Raw genomic sequence first — 23,510 nt, 5'->3', positions numbered from 1 at the left:
GACACGCATGGCCGATAACGCCTGGATCGCCGTCGATGCGATGGGCGGCGACGACGGGCTGGCCGTGATGCTCGCCGGCGTCGCCAGAGCGCGTCGCCGCTTCGAGGGCATGCGCTTCTTCCTGGTCGGCGACGAGGTGAAGATCGCGGAGGGACTCTTGTCCCATCCCAATCTTTCCGCCGCGTCTGAAATCGTCCACGCGCCCGAGATCGTCGGTTCGAGCGAAAAGCCGAGCCAGGCGATCCGACGCGCGCGCACGACATCGATGGGCATCGCCATCGATCTGGTGAAGCGCGGCCGCGCCGCCGCCGCCGTCTCGTCGGGCAATACCGGCGCGCTGATGGCGATGGCCAAGCTGAGCCTGCGCACCCTGCCCGGCATCGACCGGCCCGCACTGGCCGCGCCCCTGCCGACGCTGGGCGACAATGACGTCGTCATGCTCGACCTGGGCGCGAACACCGAATGCGACGCGCGCAACCTCGTCCAGTTCGCGGTGATGGGCGCGGCCTATGCCCGCACGCTGCTCGAACTCGACAATCCGCGCGTCGCGCTTCTGAACATCGGGTCCGAGGATCAGAAGGGCACCGACGAGATTCGCGATGCCGCCGCGGTCCTGCGCGGGCAGAATCACCTGCCGCTCAACTTCACCGGCTTCGTCGAGGGCAATCAGATCGCCCGGGGCCATGTCGATGTGATCGTTTGCGACGGTTTCGCGGGCAATATCGCGCTCAAGACCGCCGAGGGGACCGCCCGCTTCGTCGGCGACCTGCTGAAGCGCGCCTTCCGCTCCTCGGTGCGGTCGAAGGTCGGTTTCCTGATCTCGCGCCCCGCGACCGAGCTGCTGCGCGATCACCTGGACCCGAACAACCATAATGGCGCGGTCTTCCTTGGCCTGAACGGGCTGGTGGTCAAAAGCCATGGCAGCGCCAACGAACTGGGCGTCGCCACCGCGATCGGCAACGCGGCCAAGATGGTGCGCGCCGACCTGACCCGGCGGATCGCCGAGGATCTCCTGAATTTCGAGGCAGCGGCATGATTCGATCGATCGTCACCGGTACGGGCTCGGCCCTTCCAACCCGGCGGGTGTCGAACGAGGAACTGGCGCAAGAGGTGGACACCTCCGACGCGTGGATCGTCGAGCGGACCGGCATCCGCTTCCGCCATATCGCAGGCCCCGAAGAGACGACCGCGACGCTGGCCGCCGACGCCGCCAAGGCCGCGATTGCCGCCGCCGGCCTGTCGGCACAGGATATCGACCTGATCGTGCTGGCGACCGCAACGCCGGACCAGACCTTTCCCGCGACCGCGACCAAGGTTCAGGCGATGCTGGGCATCAACGACTGCGTCGCGTTCGACGTGGCGGCGGTCTGTTCGGGCTTCCTCTATGCCGTGCAGGTGGCGGACGCGATGCTGCGTTCGGGCGTGCAGCGGCGGGCGCTGGTGATCGGCGCGGAGACCTTCAGCCGTATCCTCGACTGGGAGGACCGCGCCACCTGCGTCCTGTTCGGCGACGGGGCGGGCGCGATCGTGCTGGAAGCACGCGAGAGCGAGCAGGCCGATGGTCGTGGCATCCTGGCGACCAAGCTTCATGCCGATGGCCGTCACAACGGCCTTCTCTATGTCGATGGCGGTCCGTCGACGACGGGCACGGTCGGCAAGTTGCGGATGAAGGGGCGCGAAGTGTTCCGCCATGCCGTCGTCAACCTCGCCCAGGTCATGGAAGAAGCTCTGGGCCTGGCGGATCTGACCGCTGCGGATGTCGACTGGGTCGTGCCGCATCAGGCCAATGCCCGCATCCTGGACGCCACGGCGCGGAAATTGAACCTGGCCGCCGAGAAGGTGATCGTCACGGTCGACCAGCATGCGAACACGTCGGCGGCCTCGGTTCCGCTGGCGCTCGACACGGCGGTGCGCGACGGACGCATCCGTACGAACGACCTGATCGTCCTGGAAGCGATGGGCGGCGGCTTCACCTGGGGCGCCGCGGTCATCCGATTTTAAGCAATCGATTGAGATTAACCAAGATAAATCCCTTTCGGACCCATAATCGGGTGTGATACCTGATCCCCTCACACCATTGGGGGGATGGCCATGAGGAATGCTGGAACTTTGACACGGGCGGATCTCGCCGAATCGCTCCACCAGGAGGTCGGCCTGTCGCGGTCCGATTCGGCAGAGGTCGTCGAGCAGATCCTCGTCGAGATGTGCGACGCGCTGTCTCGCGGGGAAAATGTCAAGATTTCAGGATTCGGTACCTTCGTGCTGCGCGACAAGGGAGAGCGGATCGGCCGCAATCCGAAGACCGGCGTGGAGGTGCCCATCGCACCCCGCCGTGTCCTGACCTTCCGCGCCAGCCAGATGATGCGCGATCGCATTGTCGCCGCGGGATAGACCGACACGCCCGTCGGACGGTGGAAAGACCGATGGTGCCCTGCGCACCATCGGCGAGGCTTCGCGTGAAACGGGGGTGGCGCAGCATGTCCTGCGCTATTGGGAAGGCCGTTTCCCGCAGCTTCGTCCGGTGCAACGCGCCGGCAATCGCCGCTATTACCGCCCGGAAGACCTGGCGCTGATCCGTCGGATCGACGGACTGCTCAACCAGCAGGGCTATACCGTGCGCGGAGTTCAGCAGTTTCTCGAAGGCGAGACGCGCAAGAAGGACGATCCCGCAACCATGCTGCGCCAAATCCGCGATTCGCTGGCCGAGGGGCTGGCGTGGGACGATCGGGCAGCCGGGCGGTAGGAGATTTCTCCGGGAATGGGGCCTCGCCTCGGTCCAGACACCGTGCAGGCTGCGCGGAAAGCACGCAGCGACCTGCACCGGATCAGGCGGGGAGCACCACCCCGCCCTGTTCACCCAGCAGCAGATCCCGGCAGGCCCGGTTATAGGCATGCGCCCGCCACCAGAACCAGCCGCCATTGCCGACGCCCCAGGCCGCCACGCCCAGCGCGGCCCAGGGCACCGCGCGCGCCACACGTCCGCCGCGCGCCGCGACCCGTCCGGCCGCCAGTCCGCCCTTGCCGATCTTGCGCGCGGTCTTGGCCAGCCGCCCGGCGGCACGCGCCTGCGACAGCAGCCCCGATCCGCCGCGCAGGTCGCCCAGGATCGCGGCCGGGCCGACAAAGCCCTTGAGCTTGCCGACGATCTCCTGCGCCTCGATCGCCATGCCGGGTTCCAGCTGGCGCCGCTGCGCCCCCGTCAGGCCGTAAGCATCGGCGATCGCATCGATCGTGTCCGCCAGGCTTTCGGTGCCGATGGTCAGCGCCTTGGCCCCGGCCTTCAGCGCGCGGCGGCGGATCAGCTTTTCATTGGCCTCGAAGGTCGCTTCGATCGCGGTGCGGTCCATGGTGGGTCCCTGTTCGTTCATCGTCGTTGAAGCCGCGAAACGGCCTTCCGGTTCCGCCCCCGGGACCGGATCAGCGCTCGCGCGTGGCGAGGAAGCGAACCTTGGGGTAGCGATCGGCGACATAGCCGACTTCCCAGGCGCTCTTGGCGAGGAAGACGGGATTGTCGTCGCGGTCCTTGGCCATGGCCGAGCGGTTCAGGTCCATGAAGGCCTTGAGGTCCGCCGGATCGTCCGCCGTGATCCAGCGCGCGGTGTCGAACGGCGCGGGCTCCAGCCCCGCCGCCACCTTATATTCCGCATCGAGCCGCGACAGCAGCACGTCGAGCTGGAGCTGCCCGACCACACCGATGATCCAGTTCGACCCGATCTCGGGATAGAAGACCTGGGTCACCCCCTCCTCGGCCATGTCGTCCAGCGCCTTGCGAAGCTGCTTGGTCTTGGTCGGGTCTTTCAGCGCGACGCGGCGCAGGATTTCGGGCGCGAAATTGGGCAGGCCGGTGAAACGGACATCCGCCCGCTCGGACAGCGTGTCCCCCACCCGCAAAGTGCCATGATTGGGGATGCCGATGATGTCGCCCGGAAACGCCTCGTCCGCGACTTCGCGATTCTGCGCGAAGAACAGGATGGGCGAGTGGACCGCGATCGGCTTTCCGTGCCCCGTCGGGGTCAGCTTCATGCCGCGCTTGAAGGTGCCCGAGCACAGTCGCATGAACGCGATCCGGTCGCGGTGCTGCGGGTCCATGTTCGCCTGCACCTTGAACACGAAGCCGGTGACTTCCTTGTTATCGGGCGACACCGGGGCGGGCTCGGCCGGCTGCGGCCGGGGCGGCGGCGCATGGCGGCTGAGCGCGTCGATCAGTTCGGCGACGCCGAAATCCTTCAGCGCCGATCCGAAATAGACCGGCGTCAGATCGCCGTTGCGATAGGCCTCGCCATCGAACGCGGCATAGCCGGCCTGCGCCAGTTCCACCTCTTCGGCGACCTCGGGCGGAAGGGTCGGCGCATCATCCACCTTGCCCAGAAAGGCGCGGCTGTCGCCCTCGGGACGGCTGACCTTGCCGGTGGTCAGGTCGAGAATGCCCTCGAACAGCCCGCCCATGCCGACCGGCCAGCTCATCGGCGCGACGTCGAGCGCCAATATGTCGGCGATCTCGTCGAGCAGCTCGAAGGGCGGACGGCCCTCACGATCGACCTTGTTGACGAAGGTGATGATCGGCACCGAGCGCAAACGGCACACCTCGAACAATTTCCGCGTCTGCGCCTCGATACCGCGCGCCGCGTCGATGACCATCACCGCCGAGTCGACTGCGGTCAGGGTGCGATAGGTGTCTTCGGAAAAGTCCTCGTGGCCCGGCGTGTCGAGCAGGTTGAAGGTCACACCGTCCTTCTCGAACGTCATGACCGACGACGTGACCGAGATGCCGCGCTGCTGCTCGATCTTCATCCAGTCGGAACGCGCACGCCGGTTTGCCCCGCGCGCCTTGACCTCGCCCGCCAGATGGATCGCGCCGCCGAAATAGAGCAGCTTTTCGGTCAGCGTCGTCTTGCCGGCGTCAGGGTGCGAGATGATCGCGAAGGTACGGCGGGGGGAAGTCATGGGCGGCTCTGTCAGATAAGGAGCGGGCATCGATCGGCCCGCAATGCTTGCGCCTGTTACAGCAAATTGTGGCACAAGACAGGCCCTGCTTCGCCTGATCTCCCCTCCCCTGAAGGGGAGGGGCTAGAAAGCTTACCCCGCCAGAGTCACCGTCATCTGCATGACCTTCTCGCCGCCGACCGGCACGACGAAGACGCCGGGCTTGTCGACGAACTCACCGTCGAATCCCTCGGGGTCGGCGATGCCGTGCCAGGGCTCGACACAGACATAGGCCGCGCCAGGCTTGGTCCAGATGCCGAGCTTGTCGGTATCCGGGAAGGCGATCCGCAATTGCGGCGCGCCGTCCGCGCCATAGCTCAGCGAATCGCTCTGGACGGGATCCCAGACCAATGCATCGTCGGTGAACAGATCGTCCGCCAGATGCAGAACGCGGCCGTCCAGCGGGCTGTCGCGGCGATCCTCGGCGATCAGGCCATCGGGCGTGATCCTGCGCAGCCGGGCCGGCTCTTCCCGCTCGAAGACGATCCGGTGGTCGGCCCGCGCTTGGCCATAAGGCAGCGGCCAGGCGAAGGCGGGGTGGAAGCCGAAACTGGCGGGCATCGCCACCTCGCCCCGGTTGAGGATGCGAACCTCGGTCACCAGCGTCGCCGCCTCCAGCCGGAACTCCGCCTCCAACCGGAAGGCAAAGGGGTAGGAGGTCCGCGTCTCCTCGCTGTCACCCAGCGAGAAGACGGCCCGGCTCGGCTCCTGCGTCACCAGCTCGAACATCGAATGGCGGGCGAAACCGTGCTTGGCCATCGGATAATGCTGGCCGTTCAGGCGGATGCCGTCGCGGGTCACGCCGATCACCGGGAAGAGCAAGGGGGCACGGCCGGTCCAGAAAGCCGGGTCCGCATTCGTCATCAGCTCGCGGCCGTCGGCGTCCTGCAACGACGACAGCTCCGCACCGAACGGATTGATCGCCGCCGACAGATGGTCATTGGCGATGCGGACCCAGTTTTCCTCGTTAGCCACGCAGCTGCGCTCCTTGCTTGGCGGCCGCCGCGACGATCTTGTCGGCGATGGCCTTGAGTTCCTCCTCGGTGAAGCTCTTCTGCTGGGGTTGCAGCAGAACCTCGACCGCGACCGACTTGTGCCCCTCGGGCACGCCCTGTCCGGCGAACACGTCGAAGACGCGCGCGGCGGTGATCGCCGCCTTGTCCGCGCCGCGCACCGCACGGATCAGCGAGTCGGCGGCGAGATCGGCGGGGACGAGGAAGGCGAAATCGCGCTTCACCGACTGCAAGGCGGGCGGGCTATAGGCGGGTCGCATGAAGCCGGTCGCGCGCTTCGGCGGGATCGCATCGAGGTAGATTTCCACCCCCGCCACCGCGCCATCGATGTCGAACGCCTTCAACACCGAGGGGTGGACCATGCCGAACGCCGCCAGCACCGTCTTCGGCCCCAGTCGCAGCGTGCCCGACTGGCCGGGATGCCAGGCGTCGCCCGCCTCGCCCATCACCTGCAAGTTATCCACAGGGGCCCCTGCCTGCGCGAGCAGCGCGATCGCTTCCGCCTTGGCGTCATAGGCGTCGAAGCCTTGCGCCTTGCCCGAGCGCCAGTTGCGGGGCGTCTTGTCGCCCGCCAGCACCACGCCCAAAGTCGGCCGTTCGGCCTCTTCCAGATAGCGGCGGCCGATTTCGAACAGGCGGACACTGGTCGCGCCGCGCTTGATGTTGCGCTCGGTCGCGGCGAGCAGGCCGGGGAGGAGCGAGGGCCGCATGACCTTCAGGTCTTCGCTGATCGGGTTGGCGAGGATGAAGGCCCCGCCACCGAAGGGCGCGGCCTGCACCTCGCTGATGAAGCTCCACGTCACCGCTTCGTCCAGCCCGCGTGCGGCGGCGGCGCGACGAGCGCGGCGCTCCAGCTTCTGCTGCGGGGTGGCGGTGGGACGCGCGACGCCGGGGGTGCGGGGCAGCGCGACCGGGGGAACATGATCGATCCCCTCGATGCGGATGACTTCCTCGACCAGATCGGCGGGGCCGTCAATGTCGCGGCGCCAGCTCGGCGCAGTGACCTGCCAGTCGGCGGTGACAGTGAAGCCCAGCGACTCGAGGATCGCCTTCTGCCGCACGGGTTCGACGGCGAGGCCGCCGAGCGTTTCCGCCAGATTCGGGTCATAGGCAATGGTCTTGCCCACGACCGGCGGCTGGCCCGCGCGCGTCACGCTGCTCGCCTTGCCTCCGCAGATGTGCAGGACCAGCGAGGTCGCGATGGCGAGGCCATCATCCAGGAACGCCGGGTCCACCCCGCGCTCGAACCGCTGGCGCGCGTCGGAGGTCAGGCCCAGCTTCTGCCCGGTCCGCGCGATCGCCTCGGGCGCGAAATAGGCGCATTCGATGATGACGTCGGTGGTCGTCTCCGACACGCCCGAATGCTCGCCGCCCATGATACCGCCAATGTCGTGGACGCCCGCATCGTCGGCGATGACGGTCATCCCTTCGGAAAGGGTATAGGTCTTGCCGTTGAGCGCCTCGACCGTCTCGCCGTCGCTAGCCTTGCGCGCGACCAGACCGCCCGACAGCTTGGCCTTGTCATAGACGTGCAGCGGGCGACCGAGATCGACCGTCATGTAATTGGTGATATCGACCAGCGCCGAGATCGGCTTCTGCCCGATCGCGGTCAGCCGCTGGCGCATCCATTCGGGGGCCTCGCCATTGGTCAGGCCCGACACCGCTTGCGCGTAGAAGGCGGGGCAGCCCTCGGCGTCCTCGATGCGGACGTCGGGACCGGGACCTTCGCCCGGAACTTGCGGAACGGTCGGCGCGATCAGCATGCCAAGACCTGCGGCGGCAAGGTCGCGCGCGATGCCATGCACGCCCATGCAATCCTGCCGGTTGGGCGTGATCGACACGTCGATGACCGGATCGTTCAGGCCCGCATAATCGGGGAAGGACGTGCCCACCACCGCATCCTCGGGCAGTTCGATGATGCCGTCATGGCCCTCGCCGATCTGCAACTCGCGCGCCGAGCACATCATGCCGTTCGATTCGACGCCGCGGATCGCCGCAACCTTCAGCGTCACGTCAAGCCCGGGGACATAGGCCCCCGGCGCACCGAACACACCGACCAGCCCTGCGCGCGCATTGGGCGCGCCGCACACGACCTGCATCGGGCCGTCGCCCGCATCGACCGACAGCACCTGAAGTTTGTCGGCCTGCGGATGCCGCTCCGCCGACAGGATGCGCGCGACGCGGAAGGACGACAGCGCCTCGCCCGGATTGTGCACGCCCTCGACCTCCAGGCCGATACGGGTCAGCCCCTCGACGATGGCGTCGAGCGAGGCGTCGGTGTCCAGATGGCTCTTGAGCCAGCCCAGGGTGAACTTCATGCGCCGACTCCTCCCGACAGCGTGGGTACGTCGAGGCTCGCGAACCCGTAATGCTTCAACCAGCGGATATCGCCGTCGAAAAAGGCGCGCAGATCGTCCATCCCGTATTTCAGCATGGCGAGGCGATCGATGCCGCAGCCGAAGGCGAAGCCCTGCCACTCGTTCGGGTCGAGCCCGCACGCCTCGATGACCTTGGGATGGACCATGCCGGAGCCCAGCACTTCCATCCAGCCGCCGCCGGACCCGCCGATGACGCGCTTGCCCTTCTCGATGGTGTAGCCGACATCGACCTCGGCCGAGGGTTCGGTGAAGGGGAAATAGCTGGGGCGCAGGCGCAGGACGATGTCGTCACGCTCGAAAAAGGCCTTGAGGAAGGTTTCCAGCGTCCATTTCAGGTGGCCGAGCGTGATCCCCTTGTCGATCACCAGCCCTTCGACCTGATGGAACATCGGCGTGTGGGTCGCGTCCGAGTCGGAGCGATAGGTGCGGCCCGGCGCGATGATGCGGATCGGCGGCTTCTGGTCGAGCATGGTGCGGATCTGCACCGGCGAGGTGTGGGTGCGCAGCACGCGGCGCACCGTGCGTTCGTCGCCGCCCGCCTCGACACCCGCCAGATAGAAGGTGTCGTGCATCGCGCGCGCCGGATGCGTCTCCGGGATGTTGAGCGCGGTGAAATTGTGCCAGTCCGTCTCGACCTCCGGGCCTGTTGCGACCGCGAAGCCGAGGTCGGCGAAGATCTCGGCCAGTTCGTCCATCACCTGGGAAACCGGATGGACCGTGCCGAAGCGCCCCCCCTCCACCGGCAGGGTCATATCCAGCCGCTCGGACGACAGCCGCGCGTCGAGCGCTGCCTGTTCCAGCGTGGCCCTGGCGCTTGCCAGCGCCTCGGTAACGGTTTCGCGCAGGGAATGGATACGCGGCCCTTCGACCTGACGTTCCTCGGGGCTCATCTTGCCCAGCGTTTTGAGCAGTTGGGTAATCCGCCCCTGCTTGCCCAGCGCGTCGACGCGGACCGCCTCCAGCGCATCCAGCGCGGGCGCATCCGCAATCGCGGCGAGCAGATGCTCACGCATTTGATCGAGTTCGTTGCTCACTCTTCACTCCGTCGGCCCATTCGGCCGCGCTGACGGGGCACGCTCGGCCCGTTTGCGATATCGCGCCCGCCGTAGCGGCTGGGGGCGGCCGGGATCAATCCTTCCTGATGCATCGCATGCATTCGATCGGAGGACCGTCTTCGGATCTGGCACCGGGTCCGGCCCGTCGGACCGGAAGCCGGCTCATTTCCCCTTCGCCAGGCCGCGCCCGATCCGACGGGCGTCGACCTGGCAAAGAGGCGGGAGGAATCACACCGCCTTGGCCGATCCCGGGGTGTTGACGCCCATCGACTGGAGATAGCGCTTGATGTTGCGCGCCGCCTGGCGGAGCCGCTGTTCGTTCTCGACCAGCGCGATGCGGACAAAGCCTTCGCCATTCTCGCCGTAACCGACGCCGGGAGCCACTGCGACCTTGGCCTCGGTCAGGAGTTGCTTGGAAAACTCCAGGCTTCCCAGATGCGCCAGCGCCGGCGGCAGCGGCGCCCAGGCGAACATCGAGGCGCGGGGGGACGGAATATCCCACCCCGCCCGGCCGAAGCTCTCGACCAGCACGTCGCGGCGCTTGTGGTAAAGCTGGCGGTTCTTCTCGACGATATCCTGCGGCCCGTTCAGCGCGGCACAGGCCGCCGCCTGGATCGGCGTGAAGGCGCCGTAATCCAGATACGACTTCACCCGCGTCATCGCCGCGATCAGCTTCCGGTTGCCGACCGCGAAGCCGATCCGCCAGCCCGCCATCGAATAGGTCTTGGACAGCGAGGTGAACTCGACCGCGACATCCTTGCCGCCCTTGACCTGAAGGATCGAAGGGGTCGGATTGCCGTCATAATAAAGCTCGGAATAGGCCAGGTCGCTCAGCACCCACAGCTCATGCTTCTTCGCGAAGGCGACGAGTCGCTCGTAAAAGGCCAGGTCCACCGTCTCGGCGGTCGGGTTGGACGGATAATTGACCACCAGCACCGAGGGGCGCGGCACGGTGAAGTGCATCGCGCGTTCCAGGCTCTCGAAATAGGCCTCGTCCGGCGTGGTCGGCACCGCGCGGATCGTCGCGCCCGCGATGATGAAGCCGAAGGTGTGGATCGGATAGGAGGGGTTGGGCGCGAGGATCACGTCGCCCGGCGCGGTGATCGCGGTGGCGAGGCTGGCGAGCCCTTCCTTCGACCCCATGGTCACGACGACCTCGGTTTCGGGATCGAGATCGACACCGAAGCGGCGGCCATAATAATTGGCCTGGGCACGGCGCAGGCCCGGTATTCCCTTGGACTGGGAATAACCGTGCGCGTCGGGCTTCTTGGCCACCTCGACCAGCTTGTCGAGCACATGATCGGGGGGCGGCAGGTCGGGATTGCCCATGCCCAGATCGATGATGTCCTCGCCGCCCGCGCGCGCCGCCGCCCGCATCGCATTGACTTCGGCGATGACATAGGGCGGCAGGCGCTTGATGCGGTAGAACTCTTCGGACATGGGTCCCTCGGTTGATAAATGGGACCCGATGCTTAGCGCCTTTCGTTGAACAACGCGACCCGACATGACGGCGCAATATCCTGACGCTAGGATGGGCCCAGACGAACGAGAGGATGCGATGACGGCCGCCCCCGCGACAGCCCCTGCCCTTCCCACGCTGGAAGAGTTGCAACACTGGACCTGGGTGATGGGTCGGGCGCAGCAGATGATGATGGAGGCCGCGCTGTCCCCCCCGCCCGAGGGCGTGCCGGTGGTGCCGGGTTTCAACGATCCGGCGACCGTCGAGCGGGTCCGCGACTTCTGGTCCGACTCGATGGCGCTGTGGCAACGCTTCGTCGATCCGGTCGCCGAGCCGAGCCAGCCCCCCAGGCCCGACCGCCGTTTCAAGGCGGAGCAGTGGCAGTCGCCGCTCTTCGACTGGATCCGGCAGAGCTATCAGGTGATCTCCGACCATATGCTGCGCGGGGTCGACGCGCTGGAGGGGATGGACCCCCGGCAGAAGGAACAGATCCGCTTCGCCGCCCAGGGCTTTGTCGATGCGATGAGCCCGGCCAACTTCCCCGCGACCAATCCCGAGGTCCTTGACAAGATCGTCGAGACGCGCGGCGAGAATCTGCTGAAGGGCCTGCAGAACATGCTCGCCGACCTGGGGCGCGGGCAGCTGACGCACAGCGACTCGACCGCGTTCGAGGTCGGGCGCAATCTCGCCGCGACGCCGGGCAAGGTGGTCAAGCGCACCGACCTGTACGAGTTGATCCACTATACCCCGACCACCGAACAGGTGGCGGCGGTGCCGGTCGTGATCTTCCCGCCCTGGATCAACCGCTTCTACATCCTCGACCTCGCGCCCGAGAAAAGCCTGATCAAATGGCTGGTCGACCAGGGGTTCAGCGTCTTCATGGTGTCGTGGAAGTCCGCCGACGCCACGATGAAGGATGTGATCTGGGACGATTACGTCACGGCGCAGGTGGATGCGATCGATACGGTGCGCGGGCTTCTCGCGGTCGAGGCGGTGCACAGCGTCGGCTATTGCGTGGCGGGCACCACGCTGGCCGCGACGCTGGCCTATCTCGCGGCCAGGGGCGAGGCGGACAAGGTCGCCAGCGCCACCTTCTTCACCGCACAGGTCGATTTCTCCAAGGCGGGCGAGCTGCTCCACTTCGTCGATGACGAGCAACTGGCGCTGATCGGCACGCTGTCGCCCGAGGGGTATCTCGACGGTCGCTATCTGGCGGCGACGTTCAACCTGCTGCGCGGACGCGACCTGATCTGGAATTACGTCACCAACAACTATCTGCTGGGGCGCGACTATATGCCGTTCGACCTGCTCCACTGGAACGGCGACGTCACCAACCTGCCCGCCAAATGGCATCTGAGCTATCTGACCGATCTCTACCGCGACAATCTGTTGATGAAGCCGGGGGCGATGGCGGTCGCGGACGTGCCGCTCGACCTGACCAGGGTGGCGACGCCCGCCTATGTCCAGGCGGGGCGCGAGGATCATATCGCGCCGCCCGAAAGCGTGTGGAAGATCACCGAGGCCTTTGCCGGCCCCTTGCGCTTCGTGCTCGCCGGATCCGGGCATATCGCGGGCGTGGTCAATCCGCCCGCATCGGGCAAATATCAATATTGGACCAATGACGCCCCCGCCGCGACGCTGGCCGAGTTCGTCGCAGGCGCCAGCGAGACGAAGGGAAGCTGGTGGCCCGACTGGGCGGCATGGCTGCACAACCACGACTCCGCCACGGTGGAGGCGGCGGGTGCGCGGATACCCGGCCAGGGCAGCCTCCCCGCGCTCGACGAAGCGCCCGGACGCTACGTCAAGCTGCGTTGAACCGGCTTTGCTGCATTGCACAATAGACTTGATTTCCATCACGCGAATCGCTATTGTGCAGCGCAACAAATCGGGAGAGCGCTCTTGGATCCGAAGAAGCAGACCGTTCCTGTCGGCAAGGCAGCGGCCAAGCCACGACGCGCGACCAAATCCGCTACCGCCAAGACCTTGCCCGGCCTTCCCTCCGATCCCAAGCCTGCTCCGCAGCCGGTGCCCGCTTCGGTGGTCGCCAAGGCCGATCCGGCTCCGTCGGTCGGCGCGAGCCGGCCCCTTGATCCGCCCGAGGCCAAGCCCGTGCCGGTCGCCGAAAAGCCCGTCGCCCCGGCGGCCAAGGCGGCAGACCCCGCTCCGGCCCCCAAGGTCGAAGCGCCCAAGGCAAAGCCCGTCGCCGCGACACCGGCCCCAGCGGTGAAGCCCGAGGCGCCCGAACCAAAGGCCCTGGAACCCAAGGCCGTCAAAGCGGCAAAGCCCGCCCCGGCCCCCAAGCCCGCCCAGGCCCCCAAGCCCGCGGTGCCTGCCGCAACGCTTTCTTCCCCGACCGCCGCGGTTTCGGCGGACTCAAAGCCCAAGGACATTATCATGGAAGCCACGAGCACCATCGAGAACGCGACCGCCAAGGCCCAGGCCTTTTTCGGCGACGCCCAGGCCCGCACCCAGGCCGCCATGGAAAAGAGCAGCAAGCTGTTCGAAGACCTGATCGCCTTCAACAAGGACAATCTGGAAGCGGTCGTCGAATCGTCGAAGATCGCCGCCAAGGGCGCCGAGTCGCTGGGCCAGGGCGCGGCGGACTATGCCAAGCGCTCGTTCGAGACCGCGACCCAGACGCTGCAGACCCTGTCGTCGGTCAAGTCGCCGACCGAGTTCCTGAAGCTCCAGTCGGACTTCGCCCGCTCGGCCTTCGACTCGATGGTCAGCGAAACCTCGCGTTCGACCGAAACCGTGATCAAGCTGGCCGGCGAGATCGCCCAGCCGCTGAGCAACCGCTTCGCGGTCGCCGCCGAGAAGATCAAGACCGTCGCGTAACGCGCACGCGGTCTCCTTCGCGGATCAGGGAAAGGGCGGTCGCGATGCGGCCGCCCTTTTTCATGCGCCGCCCCAACCATCCTTCCGGCGGGGAAGGATCAGAGTTCGCCGCCGTCCGCATCCCCACTGGCGTCCGACGCCCCCAAGCCCTATCTTCTCCCCCATGTCGTTTTTCGGACGCTTCTCGCCCGTGCGTGCAATTCGCGACCTGCGAATCTTCCTGTCGCACAGGCACCCCTATGAACTGGTGTTCCTGATGATCGCGATCGGGATCACCGGGTTCTTCATCTATGCCTTTGCCCGCGACGATTATGTGCCGGTGCCGTACAAGCCCGACATCGTCTATGTCGAACAATGGCCCGCCGACCGGACCGATGTGCAGATCCGGGCGCAGCAGAAGATCGATTATGTGAAGAAGAAGGAACGGCTGGCCGAGGAAAAGGCCGCCAAGGACCAGCGCCAGGCCGAATTCAAGAAGGTCGATGATGCGCTGACCAAGTGGGGCCTCTGACCGATCACCGCTGGATGGGTGTCGCGCTGGGGCTGGCAGGCCGCGGCGTCGGGCGGACTGCGCCCAATCCCAATGTCGGCTGCATGCTGGTGCGAGACGGCCGTGTGGTCGGACGCGGCTGGACGCAACCGGGCGGTCGTCCCCATGCCGAGGCGATGGCGCTCGCGGAAGCGGGCGAAGGCGCGCGCGGCGCCACCGCCTATGTCACGCTGGAGCCTTGCGCGCATGTCTCGACCCGCGGTCCGGCCTGTACCGACCTGCTGATCGCGGCCGGGGTCGCGCGCATCGTCGCCGCGATGGGCGACCCCGATCCCCGCACCAATGGCGAGGGCTTCGCGCGCGCGCGCGCCGCCGGGATTGCGGTCACGACCGGCGTACGGGAAACGGAGGCGGGTGCGATGATCGCGGGCTTCCTGACCCGCCGCGCCAAGGGCCGCCCCTTCGTCACGCTGAAGCTCGCCAGCTCGCTGGATGGAAAGATCGCCCGCCCCGATGGGGAAAGCCGCTGGATCACTGGCCCCCAGGCGCGCGCCCATACCCATCTGGAACGCAGCCGCCATGAGGCGATTCTGATCGGGCGCGGCACGCTGGAAGCCGATTCGCCCCGACTCGATGTCCGCCTGCCGGGCCTTGAATCGCGCAGCCCCCGCCGCATCCTGCTGTCCCACACGGCCGAGCCGGGTTGGCAGACGATCTCCTCCCCCCATGCCATCGCCGAACTGGCGGGCGTAGACCGGCTGATGGTCGAGGGCGGGGCACAGACCGCCTCCGCCTTCCTCGCCGGTGATCTGGTCGACCGGCTGCTTCTCTACCGCGCGCCCATCCTGATCGGCGAGGGGCGCGCGGCATTGGGCGATATCGGGCTTATGCGGCTGGCCGAGGCGCATGGCCGCTGGCGGTTCACCGACTCGCGGATGCTTGGCAGCGACCGGTTGGAGGTCTACGAGCGCGACTGATATGTTTACCGGGATCGTCACCGACATCGGCTCCGTCACCGCCGTCGAGGCGCGCGGCGACACGCGAGTCGTCATCGCCACCGCCTATGATATGGCGACCATCGACCTGGGCGCGTCGATCGCCTGTTCGGGCGTCTGCCTGACCGTCGTCGAAAAGGGCCCCGACTGGTTCGCGGTCGATGTATCCGCCGAGACGATCGGGCGCACCGCCGACCAGTGGACCAGCGGCCAGCGCCTGAACCTCGAACGCGCGATGAAGCTGGGCGACGAACTGGGCGGGCATATCGTCACCGGCCATGTCGATGGCGTCGGCACCGTGGTCTTGGTCGCGGAGGAAGGCGGATCGCACCGCGTCTTCGTGACCGTGCCCACCGACCTTGCCCCCTTCATGGCGACCAAGGGTTCGGTGACGGTCGACGGCGTCTCGCTGACCGTCAACAGCGTCGAGGATCGCCCCGACGGAACGGTCATCGGCCTGAACATCATCCCCCACACCGCCGCCGTCACCACATTGGGCGGCATTGCACAGGGCCAGCGCGTCAATATCGAGATCGACGTGCTCGCCCGGTACCTCCAACGCATGGAACATTATCGTGGCCGCTAATCCCGACGCGCTTTCCGGTCTGCGGCGCGGTTTCCTGTCCAGCCCCGAAGAAATCATCGACGAGGCGCGCAACGGCCGCATGTTCATCCTGGTCGATGACGAGGACCGGGAGAATGAGGGCGACCTCGTCATCCCCGCACAGATGGCGACGCCGGAGAAGGTCAACTTCATGGCGCGGCACGGGCGCGGGCTGATCTGCCTCGCCATGACGCGCGAGCGGGTCGATACGCTCGGCCTGCCGCTGATGAGCCCGAAGAACGGGACGCGGCACGAAACCGCCTTCACCATCTCGATCGAGGCGCGCGAGGGCGTGACCACCGGCATCTCCGCCGCCGACCGCGCGCGGACCATCGCGGTGGCGATCGACGCCGCGCAAGGTCCCGACTCGCTGGTGACGCCGGGCCATGTCTTCCCGCTGGTCGCGCGCGACGGCGGCGTCCTGGTCCGCGCCGGCCATACCGAGGCGGCGGTCGACGTCGCCCGCCTCGCCGGGCTCAACCCCTCGGGCGTGATCTGCGAGATCATGAACGAGGACGGGACGATGGCGCGGATGGACGACCTCGTCTCCTTCGCGCAGCTCCACAATCTCAAGATCGGCACGATCCGCGACCTGATCGCCTATCGCCGCCGCTACGACCATCTGGTCGAATTGCAGTCGGAAGCCAATTTCGAGAGCGAATGGGGCGGCACCTGGACCGCGCGCGCCTATCGCAACAAGGCGACCGGGACCGAGCAGGTCGCGCTGGTCAAGGGCAAGCTCGACACCGACCGGCCGGTGCTGGTGCGGATGCACGCGCTGTCGCCCTTTGCCGATGTGTTCGGCGAAGCGGGGTCGCGTGGCCATCTGCTCGCCAAGTCGATGCAGATGATCGCGGACGAAGGATCGGGCGTCATCGTCGTCATCAACCGCCCGCGCACCGACGCCTTCACTACCGCCGTCCGGCTGAAGGCGGGCGAGGAGGTGCGGATCGATATGGAGGAACTGCGCGATTACGGCGTCGGCGCGATGATCCTGGCCGAAATGGGCGTGCAGGACATGGTGCTGCTGACCAACACCCATCACACGCTGATCGGGCTCGACGGCTATGGCCTGTCGATCGTCGGCGAACGTCGTATCGCAAATTTTGAGGGAGACGCCTGATGGCGCATGTGTTGATCGTCGAGGCGCGCTTCTACGAGCATCTGAACGACCTGCTCCTGTCGGGCGCGCGCACCGCGATCGAGGAGGCGGGCCATAGCCATGAGACGATCACCGTCCCCGGCGCGCTGGAGATTCCCGGCGCGGTGGCGATGGCGGCGGACACCGGCCGTTACGACGCCTTCGTCGCCATCGGCGTGGTGATCCGCGGCGAAACCTATCATTTCGAGATCGTCTCGAACGAGAGCGCGCGCGGACTGATGGCGCTGACCATGGACGGTCTGCCCATCGGCAACGGCATCATCACCACCGAGAACGAGGCGCAGGCGCTGACCCGCGCCAAGCCGACCGAGAAGGACAAGGGTGGCGAGGCGGCCAAGGCGGCGCTCGCCATGCTGGCGCTGAAAGGTCGGTTCGGGTGACATCGCCCGTCCTCCAGACCGAGCGGCTGACCTTAAGGCTCCCCTCGGCGGAGGATTTCGAGGCCTGGGCGGCCTTTCATGCCGAGGAGGATACGATGCGCTTCCTGGGCGGGGTCCAGGCGCGCGGGGCGGCGTGGCGCTCCCTGTGCACCATGGTCGGCGCGTGGAGCGTGCGCGGCTTCGCCATGTTCTCGGTGATCGAGCGCGACACCGGCCGCTGGGTCGGGCGGATCGGGCCGTGGCAGCCCGAAGGCTGGCCGGGGCGCGAAGTGGCCTGGGGCGTGGCGCGCGAATTCGCCGGGCGCAGCTATGCGCACGAGGCGGCGGTCGCGGCGATCGACTATGCGGTCGATGTGCTGGGCTGGGACCATGTGATCCACACCATCGACCCGGACAATGCGGGCTCGATCCGGCTGGCGAAACGACTGGGCGCGGCGAATGAGGGGCCGGTCCGCCTGCCCGCGCCGCTCGAAAGTTTCCGTGTCGACGCCTGGGGGCAGAGTGCCGACCAGTGGCGCGCGCGGCGGGGCACCGCCACCACATGACCGACATGCCGCCCACCCGCTTTCGCGTCGTGGAGCGCGGGCGGCGGCTGGAGGTGATCGATACCCAGGCGGATAAGTCGGTGCCTGTACGACGGGCCGAGCCGCCGCGTCCGGTCAGTGGCAATATGCCACGGCTCAAGCTGCCGGAGAAAATGCGCTTCGATGGCGGCGGTTCTTGGGCGACCGACCGTTTTTACGATGCAAAAGGGCCGCGCACCCTCACCTTGGACGCCGGTGCGATGCAGAAGCTGCGTTATGCCGGGGCGGGATTGGTCGCGCTGGTGATCATATGGGCGCTGCTGGCGGCGAACGTGCCCGCCCTGTGGGGCGCGCCGCTGCTGCTGATCAATCCCAAGGTGCGCCAGACGATGCGCAGTCAGATGACGCGCTTCATCGACGGGTTGGACGCCAAGCAATAGCCCGTACCTCCGTTCACGCTGAACGGAGGTGGGATGGGCTGAGCTGTCCTTTAGCCACCACCACGGCGGCGGCCGAGGTGGCGAGGGCGGCAGGAGTCCGCCCCCGCCCCCGTCCCCGCATCGTCACGCCGCGCGGGTCTGCTCGTCAAGCGTGGGGTAGTCGATATAGCCCTCCGGCCCCTGGCTGTACCAGGTCTTCATGTCGCTCGGGGTCAGCGGGGCACCGGTGCGCAGCCGCTCGGGCAGATCGGGATTGGCCAGGAAGGTCCGGCCGAACGCGATCGCATCCGCCACGCCCGAATCAAGCGCCGCCTGCGCCTTTTCCCGGCTGTCGAAATCGCTGTTGAGGACCAGCGGGCCCTTGAAAACTTCCCGAATCCGCGGCGACAGCTTGGGCACATCGGTGCTGCCATAGGTGCCGTCCGGCCCGATCTCGCGCAGTTCCAGGAAGGCGATGCCGAGGTCCGACAGCATCTTCGCGGCAGGCACGAAGACCGAGGCCGGATCGCTGTCGTCCACGCCCTGGCTGTCGCCATTGGGCGACAGGCGGACGCCGACGCGATCCTTGCCGGCCACCGATATCACCCGCTCGGTGATCTCGCGGAGCAGGCGGATGCGATTCTCGGGGCTGCCGCCATATTCATCCTCGCGGAAATTGGCGTTGTCGCGCAGGAACTCGTCGATCAGATAGCCATTGGCGGCATGAATCTGCACCCCGTCGAACCCGGCGGCCAGCGCATTGCGGGTGGCACGCTCATAATCGTCGAGCAGACGCGGGATTTCCGACAGTTCGAGCGGCCGCGCCGTCTCGAAATCCTGCTTGCCCTCGAAGGTATGCGCCTGCCCCTCGGTGCGGGTGGCGGAGGAGGACACCGGCTGCACCCCGGTGATCGAGCTGTGCACCTGACGCCCCATGTGCCAGAGCTGCGCGACGATCCGGCCGCCCGCCTTGTGCACGGCGTCGGTCACCGGCTTCCAGTGCGCGACCTGTTCGTCGGTCCACAGCCCCGGCGCATAGGGCCAGCCCAGCCCTTCGCGGCTGATGCCGGTGGCTTCCGAGATGATAAGCCCCGCACTCGCGCGCTGGGCATAATATTGTGCCATGATCGGCGTCGGCACCGCGTCGCGCGTCGCCCGCGCGCGAGTGAGCGGGGCCATGAGGATACGGTTGGGGGCATGAATGGCGCCAAGTTCGATGGGATCGAAGAGCGTGGGCATCAAAATGGAATCCTTGCAGTGGCCTTTCTGGCCTGACGCAACGCAGATAGGACGTTAAGGGAGCCCATGCCCGTGTCCCCGCCCCCAAGAAAAAGTGAGTTGTCTGAAAGAGATCGTCTTTCGGACCGGACCGGAACCAATGCCACGCCGCCGCTGGCCTTCGCGGCGGTCATCCTGGCCAATGTCGCCCTGGCCTTCGGGCCGCTCCTGGTGCGGATGGCCGATACCGGGCCGGTCGCCTCGGCCTTCTGGCGGATCACGCTGGCCGCGCCCGTGCTGGTGCTGGTCGCCTTGGTCGCGCCCGCCCGTCCCCGGATGCCGGACAAGCGACAGATGGGGTTGTGGGCGCTGCTGCTGGTCGGCGGCGTCGCCTTTGCGGGCGATCTCGGCGCCTGGCATCTTGGCATCCGCCAGACGACGATGGCCAATGCCACGCTGTTCGGAAATTCGGCGACCTTCATCTTCCCGCTCTATGGCTTCCTCGTCGCGCGAAGCTGGCCTTCACGGATGCAGGGGATCGCGCTGATCCTGGCGGCGGTCGGGGCCGGGCTGTTGATGGGGCGCAGCTATCAGGTCGATCCGCGCCATCTGGTCGGCGATCTGCTCTGCGTGCTCGCGGGGGTGCTCTACGCGGTCTATTTCATCCTGATGTCGCGGGTGCGCTTCGCCATGCCGCCCATCCCGGCGCTCGCCTGGTCGACCCTGGCCAGCATCGTGCCGCTGCTCCTCTTCGCCGCGGCGCTGGGCGAGCGGGTGTGGCCGGACCATTGGGCTCCGCTCATCCTGCTCGCGCTGGGGAGCCAGATCATCGGCCAGGGGTTGATGATGTACGCGCTGGGACTGCTCAGTCCGCTGATCGTCGGCATTGCCTTGCTGGTGCAGCCGATGGTGGCGACCGCAATCGGCTGGCTGGTCTATGGCGAGACGCTGGCACCGCCCGACTGGGTGGGGGTGGCGATGGTCGCCGTCGCGCTGGTCCTGGTGCGACGCGGATCGCCCCAGCGGGCTACCCAGCCGGTTGCCAATCCAGACGACATGGACGACGAGAGACGCATCAAATGACCGAGGCTGCTGCCATGACCGATGTTCAGGACCTGACGCTCGACGAGGTGCGCGTGGCGCTGGCCGAAGGAATCGCATCCAATGCCGCGTTCGACGGCTGGGGCGATGCCGCACGCGACATGGCGGCGGACGCGATCGGCATCGACCGCGACATTGCGCGACTCGCCTTCAAGGACGGCCCCGTCGCGATGATCGACGCCTGGTTCGCGCGGATCGATCAGGCGATGGTCCAGGCGGTTCCCGTGGAACGCGCCGCCGCCATGAAGATCCGCCAGCGCATCACCGCGCTGGTCGAGGCGCGGCTGGCCGCGGTCGCCCCCAATCGCGAGGCGCTGCGCCGCGCGCTGACCATCCTGGCGATGCCACAGAATGCCGCGAGCGGGGCGCGACTCGGCTGGCGGACGGTCGATACGATCTGGGCGCAGGCGGGCGACACCGCGACCGACTATAATCACTATACCAAGCGCGCGACGCTGTTCGCGGTCTATGGCTCGACCATCGCGGTGTTCCTCAATGACGAGAGCGAGGATCATGCCGATACCCGCGCTTTCCTCGCGCGGCGGATCGACGGGATCATGCGGTTCGAGACGTGGAAGGCCGGCATGGTCAAGCGGGGCGAGACTATGCCCAGCCTGTCGCGCTTTATCGGGCGGCTGCGCTATCCGGCGGTGTGATCGGGATTGGCAGGGCGTGTGTCGGGCACGCTCCGCCAATCCTCTCATCCATTTCACCAGCAGGTAATTGATAATCACTCGCACCGGCGTTATGTATCCGCCATGGCGATGCTGAGCAGTCTCGAAACCCTTCCCCGTCGGCAACCGGCGACCGTGGCCGCGATCGACTGGACTCAGCTGGCTCTGCCCGAGGCGCGACGTCTGCGCGAACTGGGGTTCGATGAAGGCGTGGGCGTCGAGGTGCTGCACCGCGCGACGCTGGGCGGCGGGCCGATCGCCTGCCGGATCGGCCGGATGACCGTGGCGCTGCGTCGCCGGGTCGCCGCTTCGATCCGTGTCGCGCTGGACGCTTGAGGCCCGGCCGGACATAATGAACGCCGCACCGCTGGTTGCACTCGTCGGCAATCCCAATGCCGGCAAAAGTGCCCTGTTCAACGCGCTCACCGGCGCGCGTCAGAAGGTTGGCAATTATCCCGGCGTCACGGTCGAGCGCCATTCGGGCCGACTCGTGCTCGAGGATGGCCGCCCGGTCGAGCTGGTCGACCTGCCCGGTGCCTATAGCCTGGACCCCGGCAGCCTGGACGAACAGGTCACGCGCAACGTCGTGATGGGATCGCAGTCGGGCGAGCGCCGCCCCGATGCGTTGGTCGTCGTGCTCGACGCCGCCAATCTCGACAATCACCTGCGCTTCGCGCTGCAACTGATCGCGCTCGGCCTGCCGGTCGTGGTCGCGCTCAACATGGTCGACCTGGCCGAACGCGACGGGCTGACGCTCGACGCCGATATCCTGTCGCGCGAGCTGGGGGTGACGGTCATCCCCACCGTGGCGGTGCGCCGTCGCGGCCTCGACGCGCTGAAGGCCGAGGTCGACCGGCTGGTCACGCAGGAGCGCGCGCATCCCGTCGCGACCGCCGACCGGATCGACGACATCGTCACGCTGCAACGCCGTGCGCGCCAGATCGCCGCGGCCGCAACCGTGGCCGAGACGCCCACCCGCCGCTGGACGCACATGCTCGACTCGGTCGCGCTGCACCCCATTGTCGGGCCGATCCTGCTGGTCGCGCTGCTCTTCATCATGTTCCAGGCGGTCTTCGCCTGGTCCGAGACGCCCGTCAGCTGGATCGAGCAGGGCTTTGTCTGGCTGGAGGCACAGGTCGGCGCCGCCTTGCCGGAAGGCTGGGTCCGCAGCCTGATCACCGACGGCCTGATCGCCGGAGTCGGCGCAGTCATCGTCTTCCTGCCGCTGATCCTGATCCTGTTCCTGTTCATCCTGGTCCTCGAGGCGACGGGCTATATGGTTCGTGCGGCCTTCCTGATGGACCGGTTGATGGCGCAGGTCGGGCTGTCGGGCCGCGCCTTCATCCCACTCCTGTCCTCCTTCGCCTGCGCGGTGCCGGGCATCATGGCGACGCGGACGATCGATGACGAAAAGGACCGGCTGACCACCATCCTGATCGCGCCGCTGATGACCTGCTCGGCGCGGCTCCCGGTCTATACCATCATCATCGGCGCCTTCATCCCGGACCGGCAGGTGCTGCCGTTCGTCGGGCTCCAGGGGCTGGTGCTGCTCGGCCTCTATCTGATGGGCATCGTCGGTGCGTTCGTCGCCGCGCTGCTGCTGCGGCGGACGGTCACCAAGGGCGCGTCGTCGGGCTTCATGATGGAAATGCCCAAATATCAATGGCCGCAAGTCCGCGACGTGCTGCTGGGCCTGTGGAGCCGCGCGCTGATCTTCCTGAAGCGCGCGGGCACCACCATCGCGCTGACCACCGTGATCCTGTGGGCGCTGCTGTCCTTCCCCAAGCCGCCGGAGGGGTCGGGCATCTCGCCGGTCGATTATTCGATCGCCGGGCGCATCGCCAACGGGATCGAGGTCGTCGTCCGCCCGATCGGCTTCAACCGCGATATCGCGCTGGCCCTCGTCCCCGCCATGGCGGCGCGCGAGGTGGCGGTGGCCGCCATCGGCACCGTCTATGCCATCGACGATACCGAGCATGAGGGCGGGCAAAAGGCGATGACCGACAAGCTGAAGCGCAACTGGTCGATACCCACCGCGCTCGCCTTCCTGATGTGGTTCGTCTTCGCGCCGCAGTGCATTTCCACCATCGCGGTCACCCGACGCGAAACCAATGGCTGGAAATGGCCCGCCTTCATGGTGGCGTACTTGTTCATCACGGCCTATGTGATGGCAGGCATCACATATTGGCTGGCCGTTTTCGCCGGCCTTTAGAACAC

24 protein-coding genes are annotated in these 23,510 nt (G+C 67.1%); 17 read left to right on the top strand and 7 right to left on the bottom strand.

Features of this window, described 5'->3' with window-relative positions; translation table 11 throughout:
• Positions 1–7: 7 nt before the first annotated feature.
• The 4 genes from plsX (at position 8) to ABDV78_RS10770 (ending at position 2,743) form a co-directional block, all read left to right on the top strand.
• The gene (gene plsX, locus ABDV78_RS10785) at positions 8–1,036 is read left to right on the top strand and encodes a phosphate acyltransferase PlsX (protein ID WP_343527418.1); all 1,029 of its coding nucleotides are present in this window, start codon (positions 8–10) and stop codon (positions 1,034–1,036) included.
• The gene (locus tag ABDV78_RS10780; protein WP_343527417.1) at positions 1,033–2,001 is read left to right on the top strand and encodes a beta-ketoacyl-ACP synthase III; all 969 of its coding nucleotides are present in this window, start codon (positions 1,033–1,035) and stop codon (positions 1,999–2,001) included. The genes plsX and ABDV78_RS10780 overlap by 4 nt, the downstream gene beginning before the upstream one ends.
• A gap of 90 nt (positions 2,002–2,091) precedes the next feature.
• On the top strand, positions 2,092–2,391 hold the full coding sequence (locus ABDV78_RS10775; protein ID WP_343527416.1) for an integration host factor subunit alpha: 300 nt from the start codon (positions 2,092–2,094) through the stop codon (positions 2,389–2,391).
• Positions 2,375–2,743: a MerR family transcriptional regulator gene (locus tag ABDV78_RS10770; RefSeq protein WP_343527415.1), complete on the top strand. Its 369-nt coding sequence runs from the start codon at positions 2,375–2,377 to the stop codon at positions 2,741–2,743. The genes ABDV78_RS10775 and ABDV78_RS10770 overlap by 17 nt, the downstream gene beginning before the upstream one ends.
• Before the next feature lie 82 nt (positions 2,744–2,825).
• Here the strand turns inward: ABDV78_RS10770 and ABDV78_RS10765 are convergent, their stop codons facing one another.
• From ABDV78_RS10765 to ABDV78_RS10740, 6 genes are all read right to left on the bottom strand, one after another.
• Positions 2,826–3,368: a hypothetical protein gene (locus ABDV78_RS10765; protein ID WP_343527414.1), complete on the bottom strand. Its 543-nt coding sequence runs from the start codon at positions 3,366–3,368 to the stop codon at positions 2,826–2,828.
• 49 nt (positions 3,369–3,417) lie between these two features.
• Positions 3,418–4,944, bottom strand: a complete 1,527-nt coding sequence (locus ABDV78_RS10760; RefSeq protein ID WP_343527413.1) for a peptide chain release factor 3 — start codon at positions 4,942–4,944, stop codon at positions 3,418–3,420.
• A 132-nt stretch (positions 4,945–5,076) separates the two neighbouring features.
• A complete protein-coding gene (locus ABDV78_RS10755; protein WP_343527412.1) occupies positions 5,077–5,958 on the bottom strand; it encodes an aldose 1-epimerase family protein in 882 nt (293 codons plus the stop codon).
• The gene (gene pheT / locus ABDV78_RS10750; protein ID WP_343527411.1) at positions 5,951–8,314 is read right to left on the bottom strand and encodes a phenylalanine--tRNA ligase subunit beta; all 2,364 of its coding nucleotides are present in this window, start codon (positions 8,312–8,314) and stop codon (positions 5,951–5,953) included. The genes ABDV78_RS10755 and pheT overlap by 8 nt, the downstream gene beginning before the upstream one ends.
• Positions 8,311–9,387 carry a phenylalanine--tRNA ligase subunit alpha gene (pheS, locus tag ABDV78_RS10745; RefSeq protein WP_343527462.1) on the bottom strand — a complete coding sequence of 359 codons (1,077 nt, stop codon included), beginning with the start codon at positions 9,385–9,387 and terminating at the stop codon, positions 8,311–8,313. The genes pheT and pheS overlap by 4 nt, the downstream gene beginning before the upstream one ends.
• A 270-nt stretch (positions 9,388–9,657) precedes the next feature.
• Positions 9,658–10,869, bottom strand: a complete 1,212-nt coding sequence (locus ABDV78_RS10740) for an LL-diaminopimelate aminotransferase (RefSeq protein ID WP_343527410.1) — start codon at positions 10,867–10,869, stop codon at positions 9,658–9,660.
• Positions 10,870–10,987: 118 nt separating this feature from the next.
• Between ABDV78_RS10740 and phaC the strand changes: the two genes are divergently transcribed.
• From phaC to ABDV78_RS10695, 9 genes are all read left to right on the top strand, one after another.
• Positions 10,988–12,703 (top strand): class I poly(R)-hydroxyalkanoic acid synthase, encoded by a 1,716-nt coding sequence (gene phaC / locus ABDV78_RS10735; protein ID WP_343527409.1) that lies wholly within the window; start codon positions 10,988–10,990, stop codon positions 12,701–12,703.
• Positions 12,704–12,787: 84 nt separating this feature from the next.
• Positions 12,788–13,726: a TIGR01841 family phasin gene (gene phaP, locus ABDV78_RS10730; RefSeq protein WP_343527408.1), complete on the top strand. Its 939-nt coding sequence runs from the start codon at positions 12,788–12,790 to the stop codon at positions 13,724–13,726.
• A gap of 163 nt (positions 13,727–13,889) precedes the next feature.
• Positions 13,890–14,237: a hypothetical protein gene (locus ABDV78_RS10725; protein WP_343527407.1), complete on the top strand. Its 348-nt coding sequence runs from the start codon at positions 13,890–13,892 to the stop codon at positions 14,235–14,237.
• Positions 14,238–14,251: 14 nt separating this feature from the next.
• Positions 14,252–15,193 (top strand): bifunctional diaminohydroxyphosphoribosylaminopyrimidine deaminase/5-amino-6-(5-phosphoribosylamino)uracil reductase RibD, encoded by a 942-nt coding sequence (ribD, locus tag ABDV78_RS10720; RefSeq protein WP_343527461.1) that lies wholly within the window; start codon positions 14,252–14,254, stop codon positions 15,191–15,193.
• Position 15,194: 1 nt separating this feature from the next.
• Positions 15,195–15,797, top strand: coding sequence for a riboflavin synthase (locus tag ABDV78_RS10715; protein ID WP_343527406.1), 603 nt, complete (start codon positions 15,195–15,197; stop codon positions 15,795–15,797).
• Positions 15,787–16,938 (top strand): 3,4-dihydroxy-2-butanone-4-phosphate synthase, encoded by a 1,152-nt coding sequence (gene ribB, locus ABDV78_RS10710; RefSeq protein ID WP_343527405.1) that lies wholly within the window; start codon positions 15,787–15,789, stop codon positions 16,936–16,938. Before ABDV78_RS10715 ends, ribB begins: the two co-directional genes overlap by 11 nt.
• Complete coding sequence (gene ribH / locus ABDV78_RS10705) at positions 16,938–17,357, top strand: 6,7-dimethyl-8-ribityllumazine synthase (protein WP_343527404.1); 420 nt, start codon at positions 16,938–16,940, stop codon at positions 17,355–17,357. The genes ribB and ribH overlap by 1 nt, the downstream gene beginning before the upstream one ends.
• A complete protein-coding gene (locus tag ABDV78_RS10700) occupies positions 17,354–17,902 on the top strand; it encodes a GNAT family N-acetyltransferase (protein WP_343527403.1) in 549 nt (182 codons plus the stop codon). The genes ribH and ABDV78_RS10700 overlap by 4 nt, the downstream gene beginning before the upstream one ends.
• Positions 17,899–18,321 (top strand): hypothetical protein, encoded by a 423-nt coding sequence (locus ABDV78_RS10695; RefSeq protein WP_343527402.1) that lies wholly within the window; start codon positions 17,899–17,901, stop codon positions 18,319–18,321. Before ABDV78_RS10700 ends, ABDV78_RS10695 begins: the two co-directional genes overlap by 4 nt.
• 123 nt (positions 18,322–18,444) lie before the next feature.
• Here ABDV78_RS10695 and ABDV78_RS10690 read toward each other — a convergent pair whose 3' ends face one another.
• Positions 18,445–19,539, bottom strand: a complete 1,095-nt coding sequence (locus ABDV78_RS10690; protein ID WP_343527401.1) for an alkene reductase — start codon at positions 19,537–19,539, stop codon at positions 18,445–18,447.
• A gap of 66 nt (positions 19,540–19,605) precedes the next feature.
• On the opposite strand from ABDV78_RS10690, the gene ABDV78_RS10685 reads away from it, so the two are divergent.
• From ABDV78_RS10685 to ABDV78_RS10670, 4 genes are all read left to right on the top strand, one after another.
• Positions 19,606–20,601, top strand: a complete 996-nt coding sequence (locus ABDV78_RS10685; protein WP_343527400.1) for a DMT family transporter — start codon at positions 19,606–19,608, stop codon at positions 20,599–20,601.
• A complete protein-coding gene (locus tag ABDV78_RS10680) occupies positions 20,598–21,275 on the top strand; it encodes a COQ9 family protein (RefSeq protein WP_343527399.1) in 678 nt (225 codons plus the stop codon). The genes ABDV78_RS10685 and ABDV78_RS10680 overlap by 4 nt, the downstream gene beginning before the upstream one ends.
• Before the next feature lie 108 nt (positions 21,276–21,383).
• Complete coding sequence (locus ABDV78_RS10675; RefSeq protein ID WP_343527460.1) at positions 21,384–21,629, top strand: FeoA family protein; 246 nt, start codon at positions 21,384–21,386, stop codon at positions 21,627–21,629.
• A 16-nt stretch (positions 21,630–21,645) separates the two neighbouring features.
• Positions 21,646–23,505 (top strand): ferrous iron transporter B, encoded by a 1,860-nt coding sequence (locus ABDV78_RS10670; protein ID WP_343527398.1) that lies wholly within the window; start codon positions 21,646–21,648, stop codon positions 23,503–23,505.
• Positions 23,506–23,510 lie beyond the last annotated feature (5 nt).

The sequence above is a fragment of the Sphingomonas sp. genome (genome assembly GCF_039594485.1).
GTDB lineage: Bacteria > Pseudomonadota > Alphaproteobacteria > Sphingomonadales > Sphingomonadaceae > Sphingomonas.
Note: the sequence above shows the minus strand (reverse complement) of the source record. Positions and strands in the feature narration are given on the sequence as shown.